This is a genomic window from uncultured Algibacter sp., assembly GCF_947487575.1.
Taxonomy (GTDB): Bacteria; Bacteroidota; Bacteroidia; order Flavobacteriales; family Flavobacteriaceae; genus Algibacter_B.
In genome coordinates, this window is record NZ_CANKXG010000016.1 from 17,563 (window position 1) to 35,099 (window position 17,537).

The following is a 17,537-nucleotide window of genomic DNA, read 5'->3' on the forward strand; positions in this document are numbered from 1 at the left end:
TTAACATATGAATAAAAAAACATTGGTGCTTGGAGCATCACTAAAACCTAATAGATATTCTAATTATGCTGTCCAAAGATTGGCAGCTAATAATATTGAAACTGTAGCCTTTGGATTAAGGGCTGGAGATGTATCTGGTATTAATATTGATACTGAATTGTTACCTTATAAAGATATAAATACAGTAACTTTATATTTAAACTCTAAACGTCAAAAAGAATATTATGACTATATATTGTCTTTAAAACCAGAACGTGTAATTTTTAACCCTGGAACTGAAAATCCAGAACTATATAAAATTTTAAAAGAAAATAGTATTGATTTTGAAGCTGCTTGTACTTTAGTTTTACTTTCTACGAATCAATATTAAGCCTATAAAAGTAATTATACCATTTAGGGGTAATATTTCCCAATGAAATTGATATTTTCCAATAATACTCTCTGGTAGAGAGGTAATAATAAAGCTAAGTATAATTGATAATAAAGCTATTATCCAAGTGTATTTATCTTTAATTTGATATTTTGTGAGAATACCAAAGGCAAATAAACCAAGTAATGGCCCGTAAGTAAAAGTTGCAAATTTAAATAAGTTACTAACTACATTTCCTTCTAAATTATTAAATACAATAACAACAATTATTAGTAAAACAGAAACTGCTATATGTACTTTTTTACGTAAAGGTTTTTGTAATTCCTTAGGTTTGTTTTGGATGTTTAAAAAGTCTACTGAGAAGGAGGTGGTTAGTGATGTTAAAGCACTGTCGGCACTAGAGTATGCTGCAGCAATTAACCCAATAATAAATGTTACAGCCAAGGCACTACCAAGGCCTTGGTTCATGGCAATTTCAGGAAATAATAAATCTGTTCTTGTTCTTCCATCTACAACAGGAATTTGTAATCCAAATTTGTCGGCATAGATAAACAATAAAGCACCAAGAGATAAAAATATAAAATTCACAAAAACAACTAATGTTGCCATAGTGAACATGTTTTTTTGAGCTTCGTCTTTGTTTTTACAGGTTAGATTTTTTTGCATCATATCTTGGTCTAACCCAGTCATGGCTATTGCTATGAATATACCCCCAATAAAGTACTTCCAAAAATAAGTTTTAGAATTTGGGTCGTCAAAAAAGAATATTTTACTTTTTTGAGAGAAGGTTTCAGATTTTAATGCCTCAATAAACGACCAGTCTAGTTTCTCATTAATTAAATAAATTGCTACTAAAACAGATGTTAACATAGCTAAGGTTTGTATGGTATCCGTCCATATAATTGTTTTTATTCCGCCTCTATTTGTGTAAATCCAAATAAGCAAAATTGAAATAACTACTGTAACCCAAAATGGAACTCCAATTCTTTCAAAAACAATATATTGCATGGCTAAGGCCACTAGAAAAAGCCTAAAAGAAGCCCCTGTAACTCTTGAGAGTAAAAAGAAAAATGCTCCGGTTTTGTAGCTTACTTTTCCAAAACGCTGTTCTAAATACTCATAGATAGATGTTACATTTAGTTTGTAGTAAAGCGGAAGTAAGGTTGTTAAAATAAATATATAACCTATAAAAAAACCAAAAACCCCTTGCATATATGCAAATTCTTGTCCTCCAATCATCCCAGGAACCGATATAAAAGTAACACCAGAAAGCGAAGCGCCTATCATCCCAAATGCTACTAAATACCAAGGTGCAGACTTGTTGGCTTTAAAAAAGGCAGCGTTACTGTCTTCTTTACCAGTAAAATAAGAAATTAAGATTAAAACAATAAAATAAGCTGCTATAAGAAGCATGATTTGAGTAGAGGTCATAAAAAAACTAATTTTTCAAGTTTTGAAAGTACAAATATAAATTGAAAAATGAGGCTCCTGGGTTTTACTGAAAATTATAATCTTCATTAAAAACGAATTTGAAAAATAGATTTGGGATAATGACATTTTAAAAGGACAACTTTAAATTAGTGAAATTCATGTCTAAATAGTAATTTCGCAGACAATGGAATTTTCTTCAAAATTATTGGAGCGTGCGGTAAATGAAATGTCGCAATTACCGGGTATTGGTAAGCGTACAGCTTTACGTTTGGTATTGCACATGTTAAGACAACCTCAGGAGCAAACGTTAGCATTGTCTGAAGCCTTGCAAAGCATGCGAAAGGATGTGAAATTTTGTAAGTCTTGCCATAATATAAGTGATGTTACATTATGCGAAATATGTTCTAATCCCAAACGTAATGAAGGGATAATTTGTGTTGTTGAAGACATTAGAGATGTTATGGCTATTGAGAATACAAGTTCTTTCAGAGGCTTATATCATGTTTTAGGTGGTAAAATTTCACCTATGGATGGTATTGGTCCACACGATTTAAATATAGAATCTTTAGTACATAAAGTGAAAGAAGGTAAAGTTTCAGAACTTATTTTTGCTTTAAGTTCTACTATGGAAGGCGATACAACTAACTTTTATATTTTCAAACAAATTAAAGATTATAATGTAACAACGTCAACTATAGCAAGAGGAATTTCTGTGGGCGATGAATTAGAGTATGCAGATGAGATTACCTTAGGTAGAAGTATAATAAATAGAATTCCATTTGAATCTTCAATAAAGCTTTAAAGAAAACATAACTTGAAACTCTCAGTAATAATATTAAATTATAATGTTCAATATTTTTTAGAATTATGTCTAAGAAGTGTTGAGGCTGCTATTTTAAATATTGATGCCGAAATTATTGTTGTAGATAATAATTCTGAAGACGATAGTTGTCAGATGGTAAAGAGTTTATTTCCTAATGTAAGCCTAATAGAAAACAAGGATAATTATGGATTTTCAAAAGGGAATAACATTGGTGTTTTACAGGCTAAAGGCGAGTATTTATGTATTTTAAATCCAGATACGGTTGTAGCTGAAGATACTTTTTTAAAAGTATTAGAATTTTCTGAAAACAAAAAAAATCTTGGTATTGTTGGGTGTAAATTAATTAACGGAAGAGGTGATTTTTTACCAGAAAGTAAAAGGAAAATCCCGTATGTTAACGCTGCTTTTAAGAAATTGGTAGGTAATTCAGATGATTATTATGCTAATGCTATAAATATAAACGAGATTAACCAAGTTGAGATTTTGGTTGGTGCTTTTATGTTTTTAAAAAAAGCGGTTTATAATGAAATAGAAGGATTTGATGAAGACTATTTCATGTATGGAGAAGATATTGATATTTCCTATAAAGCCTTAAAAAAAGGTTATGTTAATTACTATTACGGAAAAACTACAGTATTACATTTTAAGGGAGAAAGTACGTTAAGAGATAAAAATTATGCACGTCGTTTTTATGGGGCTATGCAAATTTTTTACAAAAAGCATTTTAAGAAAAATGTTCTATTCGATTTGTTTGTTTGGGGAGGTATTAGAGTTGTTTACTTTTTTAGAAAGCAACCTATTAATAAGGTGAAAAAAGTATTCAAATACATATTTATCTCCAATAGTGTTCATGAAGAGTTAAAGCGGGTTCTAAATAAAGAAGTTGTTTTAAAATCAGATATTAAAAATATAGAAAACAATTCAGAAATTATTTTTGATGCAAATGTGCTTAGTTTTAAAAACATTATTAGTTTTATGGAAACTAATCATTTAGATACGTCAGTTACCTTTAAAATTTTGCCTAAAAACTCTAAATTTGTAATTGGAAGTGATGATGCAGTGAGTAGAGGAGAGGTTATTAATTTTTAGTATTATTTTATGAATAATAAATTAAAATAACTGTTTTTTTAGTAATTTTGTAAAATAAAATTAAAAAATAAGCATTGTATTATTGATATGGCAAAATTTGAGCTTAAATTACCAAAAATGGGAGAAAGTGTTGCAGAGGCAACCATAGCATCTTGGTTAAAAGATGTTGGCGATACCATTGAAATGGATGATCCGGTATTGGAAATAGCTACAGATAAGGTAGATAGTGAAGTGCCTAGTGAAGTTGATGGTGTATTGGTGGAGCGTTTTTTTAATGTTGACGATGTTGTGCAGGTTGGGCAAGTTTTGGCAATAATTGAGACTGAAGCAGATAATGATTCTATTGACAATTCAAACGAAGAAGTTTCTGTTAATGTTAAAGAAAGTGAAGATGAAGCTGTTCAGCACGTAGTTCAAACGGTTAATATAGCTAAAGAAACTGTTGCTCCTATGATTTCAAGTGGAGACCGATTTTACTCGCCATTAGTAAAAAATATAGCTAAAGCAGAAGGTATTACCCAAGTTGAGTTAGATGGAATTTCTGGAACAGGAAAAGATGGACGTGTTACTAAAAATGATATTTTAGATTACATTCAGAATAGAGGGCATAGTCAACAACCTGTAGTAGCGAAAATTGAGTCACCTGCGACTTCAATAAAAACTATTGAAAAACCAATAACAGAAAAACCTACTGTAGTTTCGAGTGGAGAAGATGAGATTATAGAAATGACTAGAATGGGCAAGCTTATTGCGCATCACATGGTTGAATCTGTACAAACTTCTGCACATGTGCAGAGTTTTATTGAGGCCGATGTTACTAATATTTGGAACTGGAGAAAGAAAGTTAAGGATGGCTTTATGGAGCGTGAGGGAGAAAACCTAACATTTACGCCTATTTTCATGGAAGTTATTGCAAAAGCATTACGAGACTATCCGATGATGAATATTTCTCTTCAAGGAGACACGATAGTTAAAAAGAAAAACATCAATTTAGGAATGGCTGCGGCTCTACCAGATGGAAATTTAATAGTTCCTGTAATTAAAAATGCAGACCAATTAAACTTGGTTGGTATGGCAAAACAGGTTAATGATTTGGCTAAACGTGCCAGAGAAAACAAATTAAAACTAGATGAAATTCAGGGAGGTACTTATACAGTTACAAATGTTGGTACATTTGGAAGCATCATGGGAACTCCTATAATTAATCAGCCCCAAGTTGGTATTTTGGCACTTGGTGCTATTAGAAAAGTACCCGCTGTAATTGAAACTTCAGAGGGCGATTTTATAGGTATCCGTTATAAAATGTTTTTATCACATTCTTACGACCACCGTGTGGTCAATGGTGCTCTTGGAGGACAATTTGTAAAAGCGGTTACAGATTATCTAGAGGCTTGGGATGTTAATAGAGAAATATGATTCTGTTATTCCTGCAACCTGTAATTAATTTGTTTAAGTAAGGCCGGAATTTCATTTAAGTAAATCAAAATATTTTTCCTTTCATGGAAGAGAAAAAAGAAAAAACCAACCTATAAAACGGTTGGTTTTTTCGCTTATGCACTTTAACAATTTAGTATATTTACAGTTCATTAATAATTAATTTGAATGCAATTAAACCTAACAAAACCTATCTGTTTTTTCGATTTGGAAACAACAGGAATCAATATTACTAAAGATCGTATTGTTGAAATTTCAATACTTAAAGTGTTTCCAAACGGCACTGAAGAAAGTAAAACATGGTTGGTGAACCCAGAAATGACTATTCCAAAAGAAGTGATAGAAATTCATGGTATTTCCAATGAAAAAGTAGCGAATGAGCCTACTTTTAAAGAACTTGCCAAGGATATTTACAACATGATAAAAGATTCTGATTTAGGCGGATTCAACTCTAATCGTTTTGATATTCCGTTATTGGCAGAAGAAATGTTGCGTGCTGAGGTTGATTTTGATATGAAAAATACCTTAGCTGTAGATGTGCAAACTATTTTTCATAAAATGGAGCAACGTACATTAAGTGCTGCATATAAGTTTTATTGCGATGAAAGTTTAGAAAATGCACATAGTGCTGAGGCTGATACCAAAGCGACTTATGAGGTTTTAAAAGCGCAATTAGATAAATACGAAGACTTGGAAAACGACACCAAATTTTTAGCAGAATTTAGCTCACGTAGAAAGTTTGCAGATTTTGCAGGTTTTATATCTTACAATAAAGAAGGTGTGGAGAGTTTCTCTTTTGGGAAGCATAAAGGGAAGTTGGTAACTGAAGTTTTAGAAAAAGAACCTGGGTATTTTGGTTGGTTGCTAAATGCAGATTTTCCGTTGTACACAAAGAAGGTATTGACTGCGATTAAATTGAGAAGCTTTAATAATAAGTTGGGGTAGTTAACATTTAAATATATAACACTCATATCTTATGAAACTAATTTGCATTGGTAGAAATTATACCGAACATATTAAAGAGTTACAAAACGAAAAGCCGACTAATCCTGTTGTTTTTTTAAAACCAGATACCGCTATTTTATTAAAAAAACAGCCGTTTTTTATTCCAGATTTCTCTGATGATGTACATTACGAAGTAGAGGTTTTGGTTAAGATTAATAGAGTAGGGAAACACATTGACAAAAAATTTGCACATAAATATTATGAGGAAATTGGTCTTGGTATTGACTTCACAGCACGCGATTTGCAGAGTGCTTTAAAAACTAAGGGGTTGCCATGGGAAAAGGCAAAATCTTTTGATGGAGCAGCAGTAATTGGCAAATGGATTAATAAATTTGAGCTAGATAATATTGACAATTTTCAGTTTTCTTTGAAAAAGAATGATGAAATTGTACAAAATGGAAATACAAGCCACATGCTTTGGAAAATTGATGAATTAATAGAATATGTCTCAAAATATTTTACTTTAAAGATAGGAGATGTTATATTTACAGGCACACCAGTAGGAGTTGGCAAAGTTGTTGCAAATGATAAATTAAAAGGATTTATAGAAAACAGAGAAATGTTTTCAATAACAATAAAATAAATGGAATTACATTATAAATTATTTAGAGTACGAGAACTGGCTGATAATGACGAGAGTTTTATTGCCGCTTTAGCCGAGGCTTTTTTAGAAGAAGTACCTGTCGATGCGGAACGTTTGGAGAAGGCTGTTGCTGCTAAAGATTATCAAGAGGCTTACCAAGCTGCTCATAAAATGAAACCTACGGTAGATTTATTTGAGTTAGGCGTATTAGATAAATTAATTGAAGTACAAGATTGGGGAAAGTTTACACAAACGGATGTAGATGTTACTGAGCAATTAGAAACTGTTCTTAATGCGGTTAATAAGGCTAGTGCTGAAATGAAGTCTGATTTTAATTTGTAATGTTAGCAGAAATAATCACTATAGGTGATGAGCTTCTTATTGGGCAAGTTGTAGATACCAATTCTGCATTTATAGCTAAACAGCTAAATAAAATAGGGGTTTCTATATATCAAATTACTTCTATTCAAGACGACAAGGCGCATATTTTGAAAGCCTTATCTGATGCCGAAAAGCGAGTAGATATTATTATTTGTACTGGTGGTTTAGGACCTACCAAGGATGATATTACCAAAAAAACCATTGCACAATATTTTAACGATATACTTGTAAAAGACGAATCTGTTCTTCAAAACATTGAGACTATCTGGAAACAGCATGTAAGAACAGAATTACTACAAGTAAATAAAGATCAAGCGCTAATACCTTCAAAGTCGAAACCGTTAATGAATAAATTGGGTACAGCACCCGGTATGTGGCTTGAAAAGGGGGATAAAGTTTTTATATCATTACCTGGTGTGCCTTATGAAATGGAGGCGTTAATTGAATATCAGGTTATTCCGCAGTTAAAAGATAAATATAATTGCCCATTTATTCTTCATAAAACATTACTTGTTTATGGTATTGGTGAAAGTGCTTTAGCTGCAAGAATCGAATCTTGGGAAGATGCTTTGCCAAAACATATTAAGTTAGCCTATTTACCCAATTTAGGGAAAATGCGGTTACGATTATCTACTAAAGGTTTTGATGAAGCAAAATTAAGGCAAGAGGTACAAGACCAAATAGATAAGGTTATTCCTTTAATAAAAGAAGAATATGCTGGTTTAGAAGATGAAGATGGCTCAGTTGAAGTCGTTATAGCTAAACAACTTACTAAAGTAGCGCGTACTTTGGCTATTGCAGAAAGTTGTACAGGAGGTGCAGTTGCAGAACGATTTACCTCGCATTCTGGCGCATCCGCTTTTTTTAAAGGAGGTATTGTAACCTATGCAACCGAGTCAAAAACTAATATTTTAAAGGTTACAAAAGCAGATATTGAAGCTCATTCCGTTGTGAGTGCTCAAGTAGCTGAGGCCATGGCTAAAAATGCACAACAATTATTTCAGTCAGATTACGCTATAGCAACTACTGGAAATGCAGGGCCAACAAAAGGCGACTCTGATGCTGAGGTAGGAACGGTATTTATTGCTATTGCTACCAAAACTGGTGTTTATTCAGAAGTATTTAACTTCGGAAATTCTCGAATAAAAGTCATAAATAAAGCCGTAAATAAAGCACTGGAAATGTTGCTAAAAGAAATTTTTAAAAATTGATAAAATTTAGGTTGTATAATATAAAGATTTTATATATTTGCACCTCGATTTTAAGCAACAAAGAATTTAAAGTTATATAGAATGTCAAGAGTTTGTGAACTTACAGGAAAGAAGGCCATGGTTGGAAACAATGTGTCTCATGCAATGAACAAAACTAAACGCAAATTTCATGCGAATTTAGTAAAGAAACGTTTTTACATTCCAGAAGAAGACAACTGGATAACTTTAAAAGTTTCTACATCTGCATTAAAAACGATAAACAAGATTGGTATATCTGCAGCAATTAAGGAAGCAAAATCTAAAGGATTTTTAAAATAATAGCTGTATTTAATAAGTAATAAGACATGGCAAAGAAAGGTAATAGAATACAAGTAATCTTAGAGTGTACAGAGCACAAGGAGTCTGGACAACCAGGAACTTCAAGATACATTACAACAAAAAACAAAAAGAATACGCCAGATAGAATGGAGATTAAAAAATTTAATCCTATCCTTAAGCGTATGACAGTTCATAAAGAAATTAAATAATTAGAGATTTTATAAAAATCTCAAATAACACCGTTATAGGGTCATGGCAAAGAAATCAGTAGCATCATTACAAACAGGATCTAAAAGATTAACAAAAGCAATAAAAATGGTAAAGTCTCCAAAAACGGGAGCTTACATGTTTGTTGAATCTATCATGAGTCCAGATCAAGTTAACGACTTTATTAATAAAAAATAAAGATTTCGTTTTAAGATATTATAAGCTGCTTTCTTCTGAAAGCGGCTTTTTTATTTTTATATTTGAGCAACCCAGAGTATTTCTGCCATAATAGCAGTAAAATAAATTGGTAAGATATTTGACAATAGTAATTTGGGCGTTACCCTAAAGGGTCGGGCTTTCCGCTGTATCTTTTTTGAGAAAAACAAAAAAGGATGCCGCTACAATCCCTAACGCAGGAGCCGTTACTCCTAAACAAATAACAACAAATAAATAAACATTTTTAATGAGTTTTTTTAAAAAAATATTTTCCTCAGAAAAAAAGGAAACCCTAGATAAAGGATTAGAGAAATCGAAATCAAGTTTTTTTGGCAAGCTAAGTAAAGCAGTAGCAGGAAAATCTAAAGTGGACGATGAAGTTCTAGATAACCTTGAAGAGATATTAGTCTCTAGTGATGTTGGTGTTAATACAACTTTAAAAGTTATAGAACGCATTGAAGAGCGTGTCTCAAAAGATAAGTATTTAGGAACCGATGAGTTAAATCAAATACTTCGAGAAGAAATTGCAGCACTTTTAAGTGAAACAAATTCTGGCGAAGAAACTGAATACACGATTCCAGAATTACCAAAACAAGAAAACGGAACCAAAACACCTTATGTATTAATGGTAGTTGGTGTAAATGGCGTTGGGAAAACAACAACCATTGGTAAACTGGCTTATCAATTTAAAAAGCAAGGTTTAAAAGTGGTTCTTGGAGCAGCCGATACCTTTAGAGCAGCAGCCATAGACCAACTTCAAGTATGGGCAGATCGTGTAGATGTGCCTATGATCCGTCAAGATATGGGAAGTGACCCAGCATCTGTTGCATTTGATGCTTTAGAATCTGGAGTAAATCAAGATGCAGACGTTATAATTATAGATACTGCAGGACGTTTACACAATAAAGTAAACTTGATGAACGAACTTACCAAAGTAAAGCGCGTCATGCAAAAAGTAGTTGGCGATGCGCCACACGATGTATTATTGGTTTTAGATGGATCAACAGGTCAAAATGCATTCGAGCAAGCTAAACAATTTACTGCAGCAACAGAAGTTACATCATTAGCAGTAACAAAACTTGATGGAACAGCAAAAGGCGGTGTGGTTATTGGTATTTCAGACCAGTTTCAAATTCCTGTAAAATATATTGGAGTAGGCGAGGGTATTGAAGACTTACAGGTTTTTAATAAGTTTGAGTTTGTAGATTCTTTTTTTAAGTAATTTGTTATTCCTGTGAAGGCAGGAATCTTATTAAATAGAACTTAAATTTTTAGTGATTTGAAGAATGAGAAAACATTAAGGGTTTTATTAATAATTTCTTTAATATATTCTGTATATCAAGTTGCATATCTTTTATTTACATATATTAAAGTTCCTTTTGATATCACAAATCCTTTAATTCCAAAATATTTAATAGATTACGTTAGATTTCCAATCTATTTTTTATTCCCAATTTTTTTAGCAATTTCTATAATCTGCTATAATTTGATTAGAAATAAAGCATATCAACATAAAAGTATTTTGCCAATATTTGGAGTCTTAGTTTTATACCACTTTTTTGAAGTTTTTATTTATCAATTTATTCAAAGTTTCAACCCTTATGGTTAAAATAATTCCTTTTGAAGAACGAAACTAATTAATCAACTTATTGATTTCTCCCCAAAGGTCATTATCAAAACTGGACGGGCCTAATAAAGCTTCACCAGCATCATCTCCCATTCTTATAATCACTAGGTTTTGACTTGGAACTATATACATTTTTTGGTCATTTTTCCCCAAACCAGCAATTAAATCGTTTGGAGCATTAGGAATCAGTTTTCCTTGAAATTCTAATGTTAAACCAGGGCCTCTAAAACTATCTTTACCGTTTAGCCACCATAAATAACCATAGGCTTTATTTAGGTTTTGTGATGTGTTTGTCATAGCATTAAAATAATCACTGTCATCTAAAATAGTAGTGCCATTCCAAACACCATTGTTCAAATTAAGTAATCCAAATCTAGCCATACTTCTGGCATTACTATAGTACAGTTTAAAATACCCAAATGGTATCCACGCACCTTGCATTCCAATTTTGTTTTTTAGTTTTTCATCAAAATAACTGTTAAAATCGGTATTTGTGGCTCCCGAAATAATGTCGTGTAGTAGGGTATATGTGGCGTTATGGTAATACCAAAAACTACCCGATTCATCTTTATAAACCAAACAATCCGGGTCTGTGCAATTATTATTTGGTACTGTATAATCCAAACCAGTAGACATAGTTAAATGGTTCCAAACACTTATATTTTTTTCTTGTTCTGTTGTTGCATTAGTCCATGCGTTACCTAAATAGTTTCTTGAAGGATTATTGATATTTAAATAACCTTCTTCTTGAGCTATACCTGTTGTAAATGCAACAAGGGTTTTTGCAGCAGAATTCCATGGCAAGTTTGAGTCTGCATCGCTACCATTGCCGTACCATTCCACAACAATTTTACCATTTTTTAAAACCAGAAAAGCCTTTGTGTCTTTACTTTCTATATAACTTAAAAGAGGCTGTAACTCAGATTCATTCCAACCTAATTCAGAAGCAGTTGATGTTTCCCAAGTATCAGAATTTATAGGTGGAAAATATAATTCCTCAGAAATAGATTCTTGCTCTTCATTATCATTGCTTTCAGATGAACAACTAAAAGCTAATAAAAGAATTAATATTGAGATATAAAATTGGGGTTTCATAACTATAGGTTTTTAATTTAGGACTATCAAATATATGAAAGGTTTAATTAAGTTGTATCTTTGCGCCCTGATTTATAGACAGGATGCGTACAAAAACACTTAAGAAAAATAAGATTAATGTTGTAACGCTTGGTTGTAGTAAAAATGTTTACGACAGCGAAGTGCTTATGGGTCAACTTAAAGCCAATGGTAAAGATGTGGCTCATGAAGAGGAAGGTAATATTGTTGTAATTAATACCTGCGGATTCATTAACAATGCCAAGGAAGAAAGCGTCAATACCATTCTAGAATACGTTAAAAAGAAAGATGAAGGCGATGTTGATAAAGTATTTGTTACAGGGTGTTTAAGTGAACGTTATAAACCAGATTTAGTTAAAGAAATACCTAATGTTGATGAGTATTTTGGTACTACTGAATTACCAGGATTATTAAAAGCATTAGGTGCAGATTATAAGCATGAGTTAATAGGAGAGCGTTTAACAACAACGCCTAAAAACTATGCCTATTTGAAAATTGCTGAAGGTTGCGATAGGCCATGTTCGTTTTGTGCGATTCCAATTATGCGTGGAAAACACAGAAGTACACCAATTGAAGATATTGTTATTGAAGCTGAAAAATTAGCTGCAAATGGCGTTAAAGAATTGATTCTTATTGCACAAGATTTAACCTATTACGGACTTGATTTATACAAAAAACGAAACCTAGCCGAATTACTTGAAGCCTTAGTAAAAGTGAAAGGTGTGGAATGGATTCGTTTGCATTATGCATTCCCAACAGGATTTCCATTAGATGTGTTAGACGTGATGAATCGTGAACCTAAAATTTGTAACTATTTAGATATTCCATTACAACATATTTCAGATGATATTTTGAAAAGTATGCGCCGTGGAACTACCAAAGAAAAAACAACAAAGTTGATTAGTCAGTTTAGAGAAGCGGTTCCAGAAATGACGATTAGAACCACACTTATTGTTGGTTATCCAGGAGAAACAGAAGAGAATTTCCAAGAATTAAAACAATGGGTTTCCGATATGCGTTTTGAACGTTTAGGTTGTTTTACTTATAGTCACGAGGAGAACACCCATGCCTATAATTTAGAAGATGATGTTCCTGAAGATGTGAAAATTGACAGAGCAAACCAGATTATGGAAATTCAATCACAGATTTCTTGGGAGTTAAATCAACAGAAAATAGGGCAGGAGTTTAAAGTGGTTATCGATAGAAAAGAAGGTAATTATTTTATTGGACGTACCGAGTTTGATTCTCCAGATGTGGATAATGAAGTTTTAATTGATGCTACTAAAACGTATTTAAAAACTGGCGAGTATACTACCGTAAAAATTATAGAAGCTGAAGATTTTGATTTGTATGGGGAAGTTGTTGCTTAGTATTGAACTCCTTAAACTTTAATTAAAATTCAAATAGAAATGCCGTTGTCACCTTGAGCGCAGTCGAAAGGTCATAAAATTTGCTAATCTAAATAGGTTTCGACTTTAGCTTGTCTTGAGCGAAATAGAAAGGCTCAACCAGACATTTTTGGTGTTTATAAAAATATAGTTGTGCCGAAAATACGTTGAATTAGTTTCTTATTTTTGAAGCTATGAACTCACAAGATTTCGTGAAATTCTTAAATGATATTAGTTTAGAGCCATTGCGGGTTTTAGATGCATCCATTCCCAATTCAAAATACATCCCTTTAGATTTATCTGAATCCAACCAAACACTAAATACTGTTGATGTGTCTTCATCTTCAAAATTAGGAGGTTTTGTAAATAATCATATTTCAAAACAAAATGCTCAAGTGGCTTACGGTGGTTATTTAGAAGTTAGAAATATTTACAAACGAAGTAATCATTTTAATAGGCAGGCTCAAGATGAACGCAACATCCATTTAGGAATTGATTTATGGTGTGATGCTGAATATCATATTTATACACCTTTAGAAGGAACAGTTCACAGCTTTAAGAACAACACAAATTATGGCGATTATGGACCAACTATTATTTTAAAACACACTATTTCTGGAGTTGAATTCTATACACTTTACGGGCATTTAAGCTTAGCATCCATTCAAGATATTGTAATTGGACAGGAATTTACACAAAATGAAAAAATAGCAACTTTAGGTGATGCTAAGGTAAATGGTGATTATCCACCGCATTTGCATTTTCAGATAATAAAAGATATTGAAGATTTTAAAGGTGATTACCCTGGGGTTTGTAGTAATAAAAATTTGAATTTTTATAAAGCTAATTGTCCTAATCCAAATTTGTTGCTTAAGTTGAAAATTTAGGAATTGTATAAGGTTTAGACTATTGTTTAACCATTTTTATAGTCCTAAATAACCTATACAGATTGTTTAGGACTAGAGATAGTAGTGAATACTCTATATTACTATTTTGCAACTATTAGTTTTTTTATAAAGCTCTTGCCATTCCAGGCTATACGAACAAAATATAAGCCTTTACTTAATTGGCTAACATCATGATTAAAAGAAAGACTACCCGATGAGGTACCTGTTGACTCATATAGAGTTTGTTTTCTTCCAATCATGTCTATAAGTTCTATTTTAATAGGATATAAATCTGTTTGATTCATTTCTATTTTAAGATTTTTTTTTGCTGGATTAGGATAAAGATTAATAGACTTTAAGTTATCTAAATTATTGTGTTCAACTGTTAAAGGGTGTGATTCTTCAAATTCTTCTTGAACAGAAAAAACAAGCGCACTTAATTTCCAACCTTCAGATGGTGTCGCAATGTAAGTAGCTATAGCTTTGCCTATAGCAAAAGTTTCAGTATTAGATTTTAGTGTAAAATTAGAAATAGATTTAGCTAAAAAGTCATCAAAAAACTCAAATTCAGAATTATCTATTTCTATTGAAAGATTAAAGTCTTTTGAGAAAAAAAGATCAACAAAATCGGTTACAGTATATTTTAACGGTTCGTCTGTGTTTAAGGGATTGTTAATTGTAAAACAAGGCGCATTAGTATTTGAAAATAACTCTAAAAACCCTGTGCCATTATCTTGATTTAGCATTAGTTGAACATCGTTCAAGCGGTCTAATGGTGTGTTAGATATAGGTAATGAAGAGTAATCAAAGTTATCATTTAAATCGCTATAGGTGTTGTTTAGTGTTGCGTATTTCCATCCATTAGTTGTTTTGGTATAAAGAAACAGATCAATACCGTAACCGTTTGGTACATCCCTTTCAACTTCATCAAATCGCGCAATAGATAAAGCTGTGTTACCGTATAATTCAAATTCAGTTTCAGATATATCTACGCGGTAAGGCCATGGTCTTGAAAAGCTTCTAGACCATCTAAAAGCATCACGTTCAAGAAAATTAAATGATTCATCTGATTTAGCTAAAATATTAACATTTACATCATTGTTTAAGTATAAGGCAAGATGTTCAGGTACTTTTTTATCTGCCACAGTACTTTCAAAATCAAGATAAACTATTTTTAATTCATTCAGAGCCAAAGAATCTGGATGTGCATTTACAATACCTTCTATGGATGCCCAATAAATATCAGAACTTGTTCTTTGTCTATTACTTCTTGTAAACATTATATTTTTTCCATCTGGTGTAACAGTTGGAGCAAAGTCTGTATGTTCAGAATTAATGTTTTGTCCTAAATTAATAGGTTCGCTCCAAGTGCAAGAGCTAAGCCAGTATGTTATATACATGTCTGTTCTACCAAAACCACCTGGTTTGCTCGAGCAAAATATCATATAAGAACCATTTGGAGCAATAAAAGGGTCGTATTCATTAGAATACGTGTTTATCGTGGCTGGTAATTTAACGATTTCTAGATAACTTCCATTTACAAATTTAGAATAGTAGATGTCTCCACCTTTAGAAAAGTAAAGTGTTTTATCGTTGCTTAATGTAGGATACCATTCGTCTGAAGATGAGTTAATCATGCCTTCTAAAGGGGTGGCTAAAGACCACCCTGTATCTGTTTTGACTGACTTGTATATATCTATCGATTCTAGGTTTCTTCCTGAAAAATATAATTCGTTCCCATCTGGACTAAAAAAAGGATGCCATGCATCTGCAGCATTTTGAAATGTTATGTCTTGAGGTGTGGTCCAAGTGTCATTAATTAGTTCCGTTATTTGAATTTTACCTTCATTCCAAGCTCTATTGGTAATGCTAAAACAAAACTGCTTTGCATCTGAAGAAAAGTTAGAGTCTTGTTCAAGTCTGTTGTCTAGAGAGATTGAAGAAGGAGCAAATACTATAGCTTGTTCGCCAGGAAGCACTTGGTCGTAATAGTTTTGTGCATTTATTGTTATTAAGCTTAGCATAAGCATAAAAATAATAGCATGTTTTTTCATCGATGTTAAATTTTAAAGATTAATAAGAATCTTCAAATGAAGTTTTTTTTTACTTCTGTATCGACTGAATAGAGTAAGATTACATAAAGTTGAACGCTTTTACTTGTGTATTTCTAGTTAACCTTGAAATTTAGGCTTTTTTTAGAATATCAGATTTATATTTCGAGCGGTATTCTGTAGGTGTTAAACCTGTTTCTTTTTTAAAAGAAGTGTTAAAAACAGATTTATTGTTATACCCCACGGCGTATAATATTTCTAAAATGGTTTGGTTATTTGTAGGGGTCTCTAAAGCTTTTTTTGCTTCCGTTATTCGGTAAGAATTAATAAATCCAAAAAAATTCTGATTAAAAACTGAGTTTATAACTTTAGAAATTACGCGTTGGTGGATGCCTATTTCTTGAGAAAAAAGCTCTAAACTAAGTTCTGGATTTAAGTGTGGCTTATGAGATTCCATAAATTGCTTAATAGCAGATGTGTATTTGTTATAATCTGTATTTGATAATTTATAACCACTAGTTTTTTTAATCTTATTTTGAAACTGAAATACAGAAGGGGTGTTTAATGCATACCAAATGATAAGATTGCTACAAATAAATAATAGTATTAACGCAAAAGTTAAAATTAATCGTTCTACATTTTTATTTATTCCAATAAACCCAGAAATATTTTCTAGAGCAAAAGTAGCCCAAACAATTAAAAAACCAATCAGAAAGTTTCTTAACCATTGGTGTTCTTTAGCAAACTCTGTATACTTTTTTTGAGCTTTTAAAGCTATAAGGGACTTTATTAAGAAATAAAACATTAATGCATAATAACAAAAATTGAAAACGATGCTTTCTGTTTTTGTAATGTAAGTAGTAATATTATTGCTCTGCCATAAAATAAATTTGATGGACAAGTAGAAAAGGTAAGCTATTGCAGGAATAAAATTAATTATTATTTCTTTGGTAATAATTGATTTGCTTGGATGTATTAATTTATAGGTATACAACCAGATAAGAGGGGGTAGATCCAAAAAGAAGTTTCAAAAATTAAGCTAAATACAGGGTATGCTTTAATAAAAGAATTAAGTTGAAAAGATAATAATGCGATGCCTTTAAAAAGTAAAAATAATGCTAAAATGCGTATGCCTTTTTTAGTTCCTTGCTTACTTAATAGCATTAATAATGCAATCGACAGGAATTGATAAGATAGGATTTTAATTAAAATATCATTCATGGTAAATGCAATATAATAACTAGAACTATAGTATTAAATTTTTTAACAAAATCATAATAAAACAAAAAAATCCAATAGAAACTATCAGGGTTTTAATATTATATCTCTGTCCCGTCCTGAAATAGCGATACACTAAAACATTAGTGTAATGAAAACATCGGAAAACACTGGGTACGTAAAGC

General features: G+C 31.8%; 18 protein-coding genes. 14 read left to right on the plus strand and 4 right to left on the minus strand.

What is annotated here, in order from left to right; all coding sequences use genetic code 11:
• Positions 1-7 precede the first annotated feature (7 nt).
• Positions 8-370 carry a CoA-binding protein gene (locus tag Q0870_RS15035; RefSeq protein ID WP_298556693.1) on the plus strand — a complete coding sequence of 121 codons (363 nt, stop codon included), beginning with the start codon at positions 8-10 and terminating at the stop codon, positions 368-370.
• On the opposite strand, the gene Q0870_RS15040 is transcribed toward Q0870_RS15035, so the two are convergent.
• Positions 347-1,801 carry a sodium:solute symporter gene (locus tag Q0870_RS15040; RefSeq protein WP_298556694.1) on the minus strand — a complete coding sequence of 485 codons (1,455 nt, stop codon included), beginning with the start codon at positions 1,799-1,801 and terminating at the stop codon, positions 347-349. The two genes, Q0870_RS15035 and Q0870_RS15040, sit on opposite strands and share 24 nt — an antisense overlap.
• A 184-nt stretch (positions 1,802-1,985) precedes the next feature.
• Between Q0870_RS15040 and recR the strand changes: the two genes are divergently transcribed.
• From recR to ftsY, 11 genes are all read left to right on the plus strand, one after another.
• Complete coding sequence (recR, locus tag Q0870_RS15045) at positions 1,986-2,603, plus strand: recombination mediator RecR (protein ID WP_298556695.1); 618 nt, start codon at positions 1,986-1,988, stop codon at positions 2,601-2,603.
• Between the two features lie 12 nt (positions 2,604-2,615).
• Positions 2,616-3,713, plus strand: a complete 1,098-nt coding sequence (locus Q0870_RS15050; RefSeq protein WP_298556696.1) for a glycosyltransferase family 2 protein — start codon at positions 2,616-2,618, stop codon at positions 3,711-3,713.
• An 87-nt stretch (positions 3,714-3,800) separates the two neighbouring features.
• On the plus strand, positions 3,801-5,129 hold the full coding sequence (locus Q0870_RS15055; protein WP_298556697.1) for a dihydrolipoamide acetyltransferase family protein: 1,329 nt from the start codon (positions 3,801-3,803) through the stop codon (positions 5,127-5,129).
• Positions 5,130-5,315: 186 nt separating this feature from the next.
• Positions 5,316-6,092, plus strand: a complete 777-nt coding sequence (locus tag Q0870_RS15060) for a 3'-5' exonuclease (protein WP_298556698.1) — start codon at positions 5,316-5,318, stop codon at positions 6,090-6,092.
• A 31-nt stretch (positions 6,093-6,123) separates the two neighbouring features.
• Positions 6,124-6,735 (plus strand): fumarylacetoacetate hydrolase family protein, encoded by a 612-nt coding sequence (locus Q0870_RS15065; RefSeq protein WP_298556699.1) that lies wholly within the window; start codon positions 6,124-6,126, stop codon positions 6,733-6,735.
• Positions 6,736-7,077: an Hpt domain-containing protein gene (locus Q0870_RS15070; protein ID WP_298556700.1), complete on the plus strand. Its 342-nt coding sequence runs from the start codon at positions 6,736-6,738 to the stop codon at positions 7,075-7,077.
• Positions 7,077-8,327 (plus strand): competence/damage-inducible protein A, encoded by a 1,251-nt coding sequence (locus Q0870_RS15075; RefSeq protein ID WP_298556701.1) that lies wholly within the window; start codon positions 7,077-7,079, stop codon positions 8,325-8,327. The genes Q0870_RS15070 and Q0870_RS15075 overlap by 1 nt, the downstream gene beginning before the upstream one ends.
• 81 nt (positions 8,328-8,408) lie before the next feature.
• Positions 8,409-8,645, plus strand: a complete 237-nt coding sequence (rpmB, locus tag Q0870_RS15080; RefSeq protein ID WP_298556702.1) for a 50S ribosomal protein L28 — start codon at positions 8,409-8,411, stop codon at positions 8,643-8,645.
• Positions 8,646-8,671: 26 nt separating this feature from the next.
• A complete protein-coding gene (rpmG, locus tag Q0870_RS15085; RefSeq protein ID WP_007648529.1) occupies positions 8,672-8,854 on the plus strand; it encodes a 50S ribosomal protein L33 in 183 nt (60 codons plus the stop codon).
• A 43-nt stretch (positions 8,855-8,897) separates the two neighbouring features.
• Entirely contained in the window at positions 8,898-9,050 is a 153-nt protein-coding gene (locus Q0870_RS15090) for a DUF4295 domain-containing protein (RefSeq protein WP_298556703.1), read from the plus strand.
• A 265-nt stretch (positions 9,051-9,315) separates the two neighbouring features.
• Positions 9,316-10,290 (plus strand): signal recognition particle-docking protein FtsY, encoded by a 975-nt coding sequence (gene ftsY / locus Q0870_RS15095; protein WP_298556704.1) that lies wholly within the window; start codon positions 9,316-9,318, stop codon positions 10,288-10,290.
• Between the two features lie 411 nt (positions 10,291-10,701).
• On the opposite strand, the gene Q0870_RS15100 is transcribed toward ftsY, so the two are convergent.
• Positions 10,702-11,790: a serine hydrolase gene (locus Q0870_RS15100; RefSeq protein WP_298556705.1), complete on the minus strand. Its 1,089-nt coding sequence runs from the start codon at positions 11,788-11,790 to the stop codon at positions 10,702-10,704.
• Positions 11,791-11,873: 83 nt separating this feature from the next.
• Here Q0870_RS15100 and rimO point away from each other — a divergent pair, with 83 nt between their 5' ends.
• Positions 11,874-13,178 carry a 30S ribosomal protein S12 methylthiotransferase RimO gene (gene rimO / locus Q0870_RS15105; protein ID WP_298556706.1) on the plus strand — a complete coding sequence of 435 codons (1,305 nt, stop codon included), beginning with the start codon at positions 11,874-11,876 and terminating at the stop codon, positions 13,176-13,178.
• A 212-nt stretch (positions 13,179-13,390) separates the two neighbouring features.
• The gene (locus tag Q0870_RS15110) at positions 13,391-14,083 is read left to right on the plus strand and encodes a peptidoglycan DD-metalloendopeptidase family protein (protein ID WP_298556707.1); all 693 of its coding nucleotides are present in this window, start codon (positions 13,391-13,393) and stop codon (positions 14,081-14,083) included.
• Positions 14,084-14,184: 101 nt separating this feature from the next.
• Here the strand turns inward: Q0870_RS15110 and Q0870_RS15115 are convergent, their stop codons facing one another.
• Positions 14,185-16,137, minus strand: coding sequence for a T9SS type A sorting domain-containing protein (locus Q0870_RS15115; protein ID WP_298556708.1), 1,953 nt, complete (start codon positions 16,135-16,137; stop codon positions 14,185-14,187).
• 130 nt (positions 16,138-16,267) lie between these two features.
• Complete coding sequence (locus Q0870_RS15120; protein WP_298556709.1) at positions 16,268-16,939, minus strand: AraC family transcriptional regulator; 672 nt, start codon at positions 16,937-16,939, stop codon at positions 16,268-16,270.
• Positions 16,940-17,537: the final 598 nt, after the last annotated feature.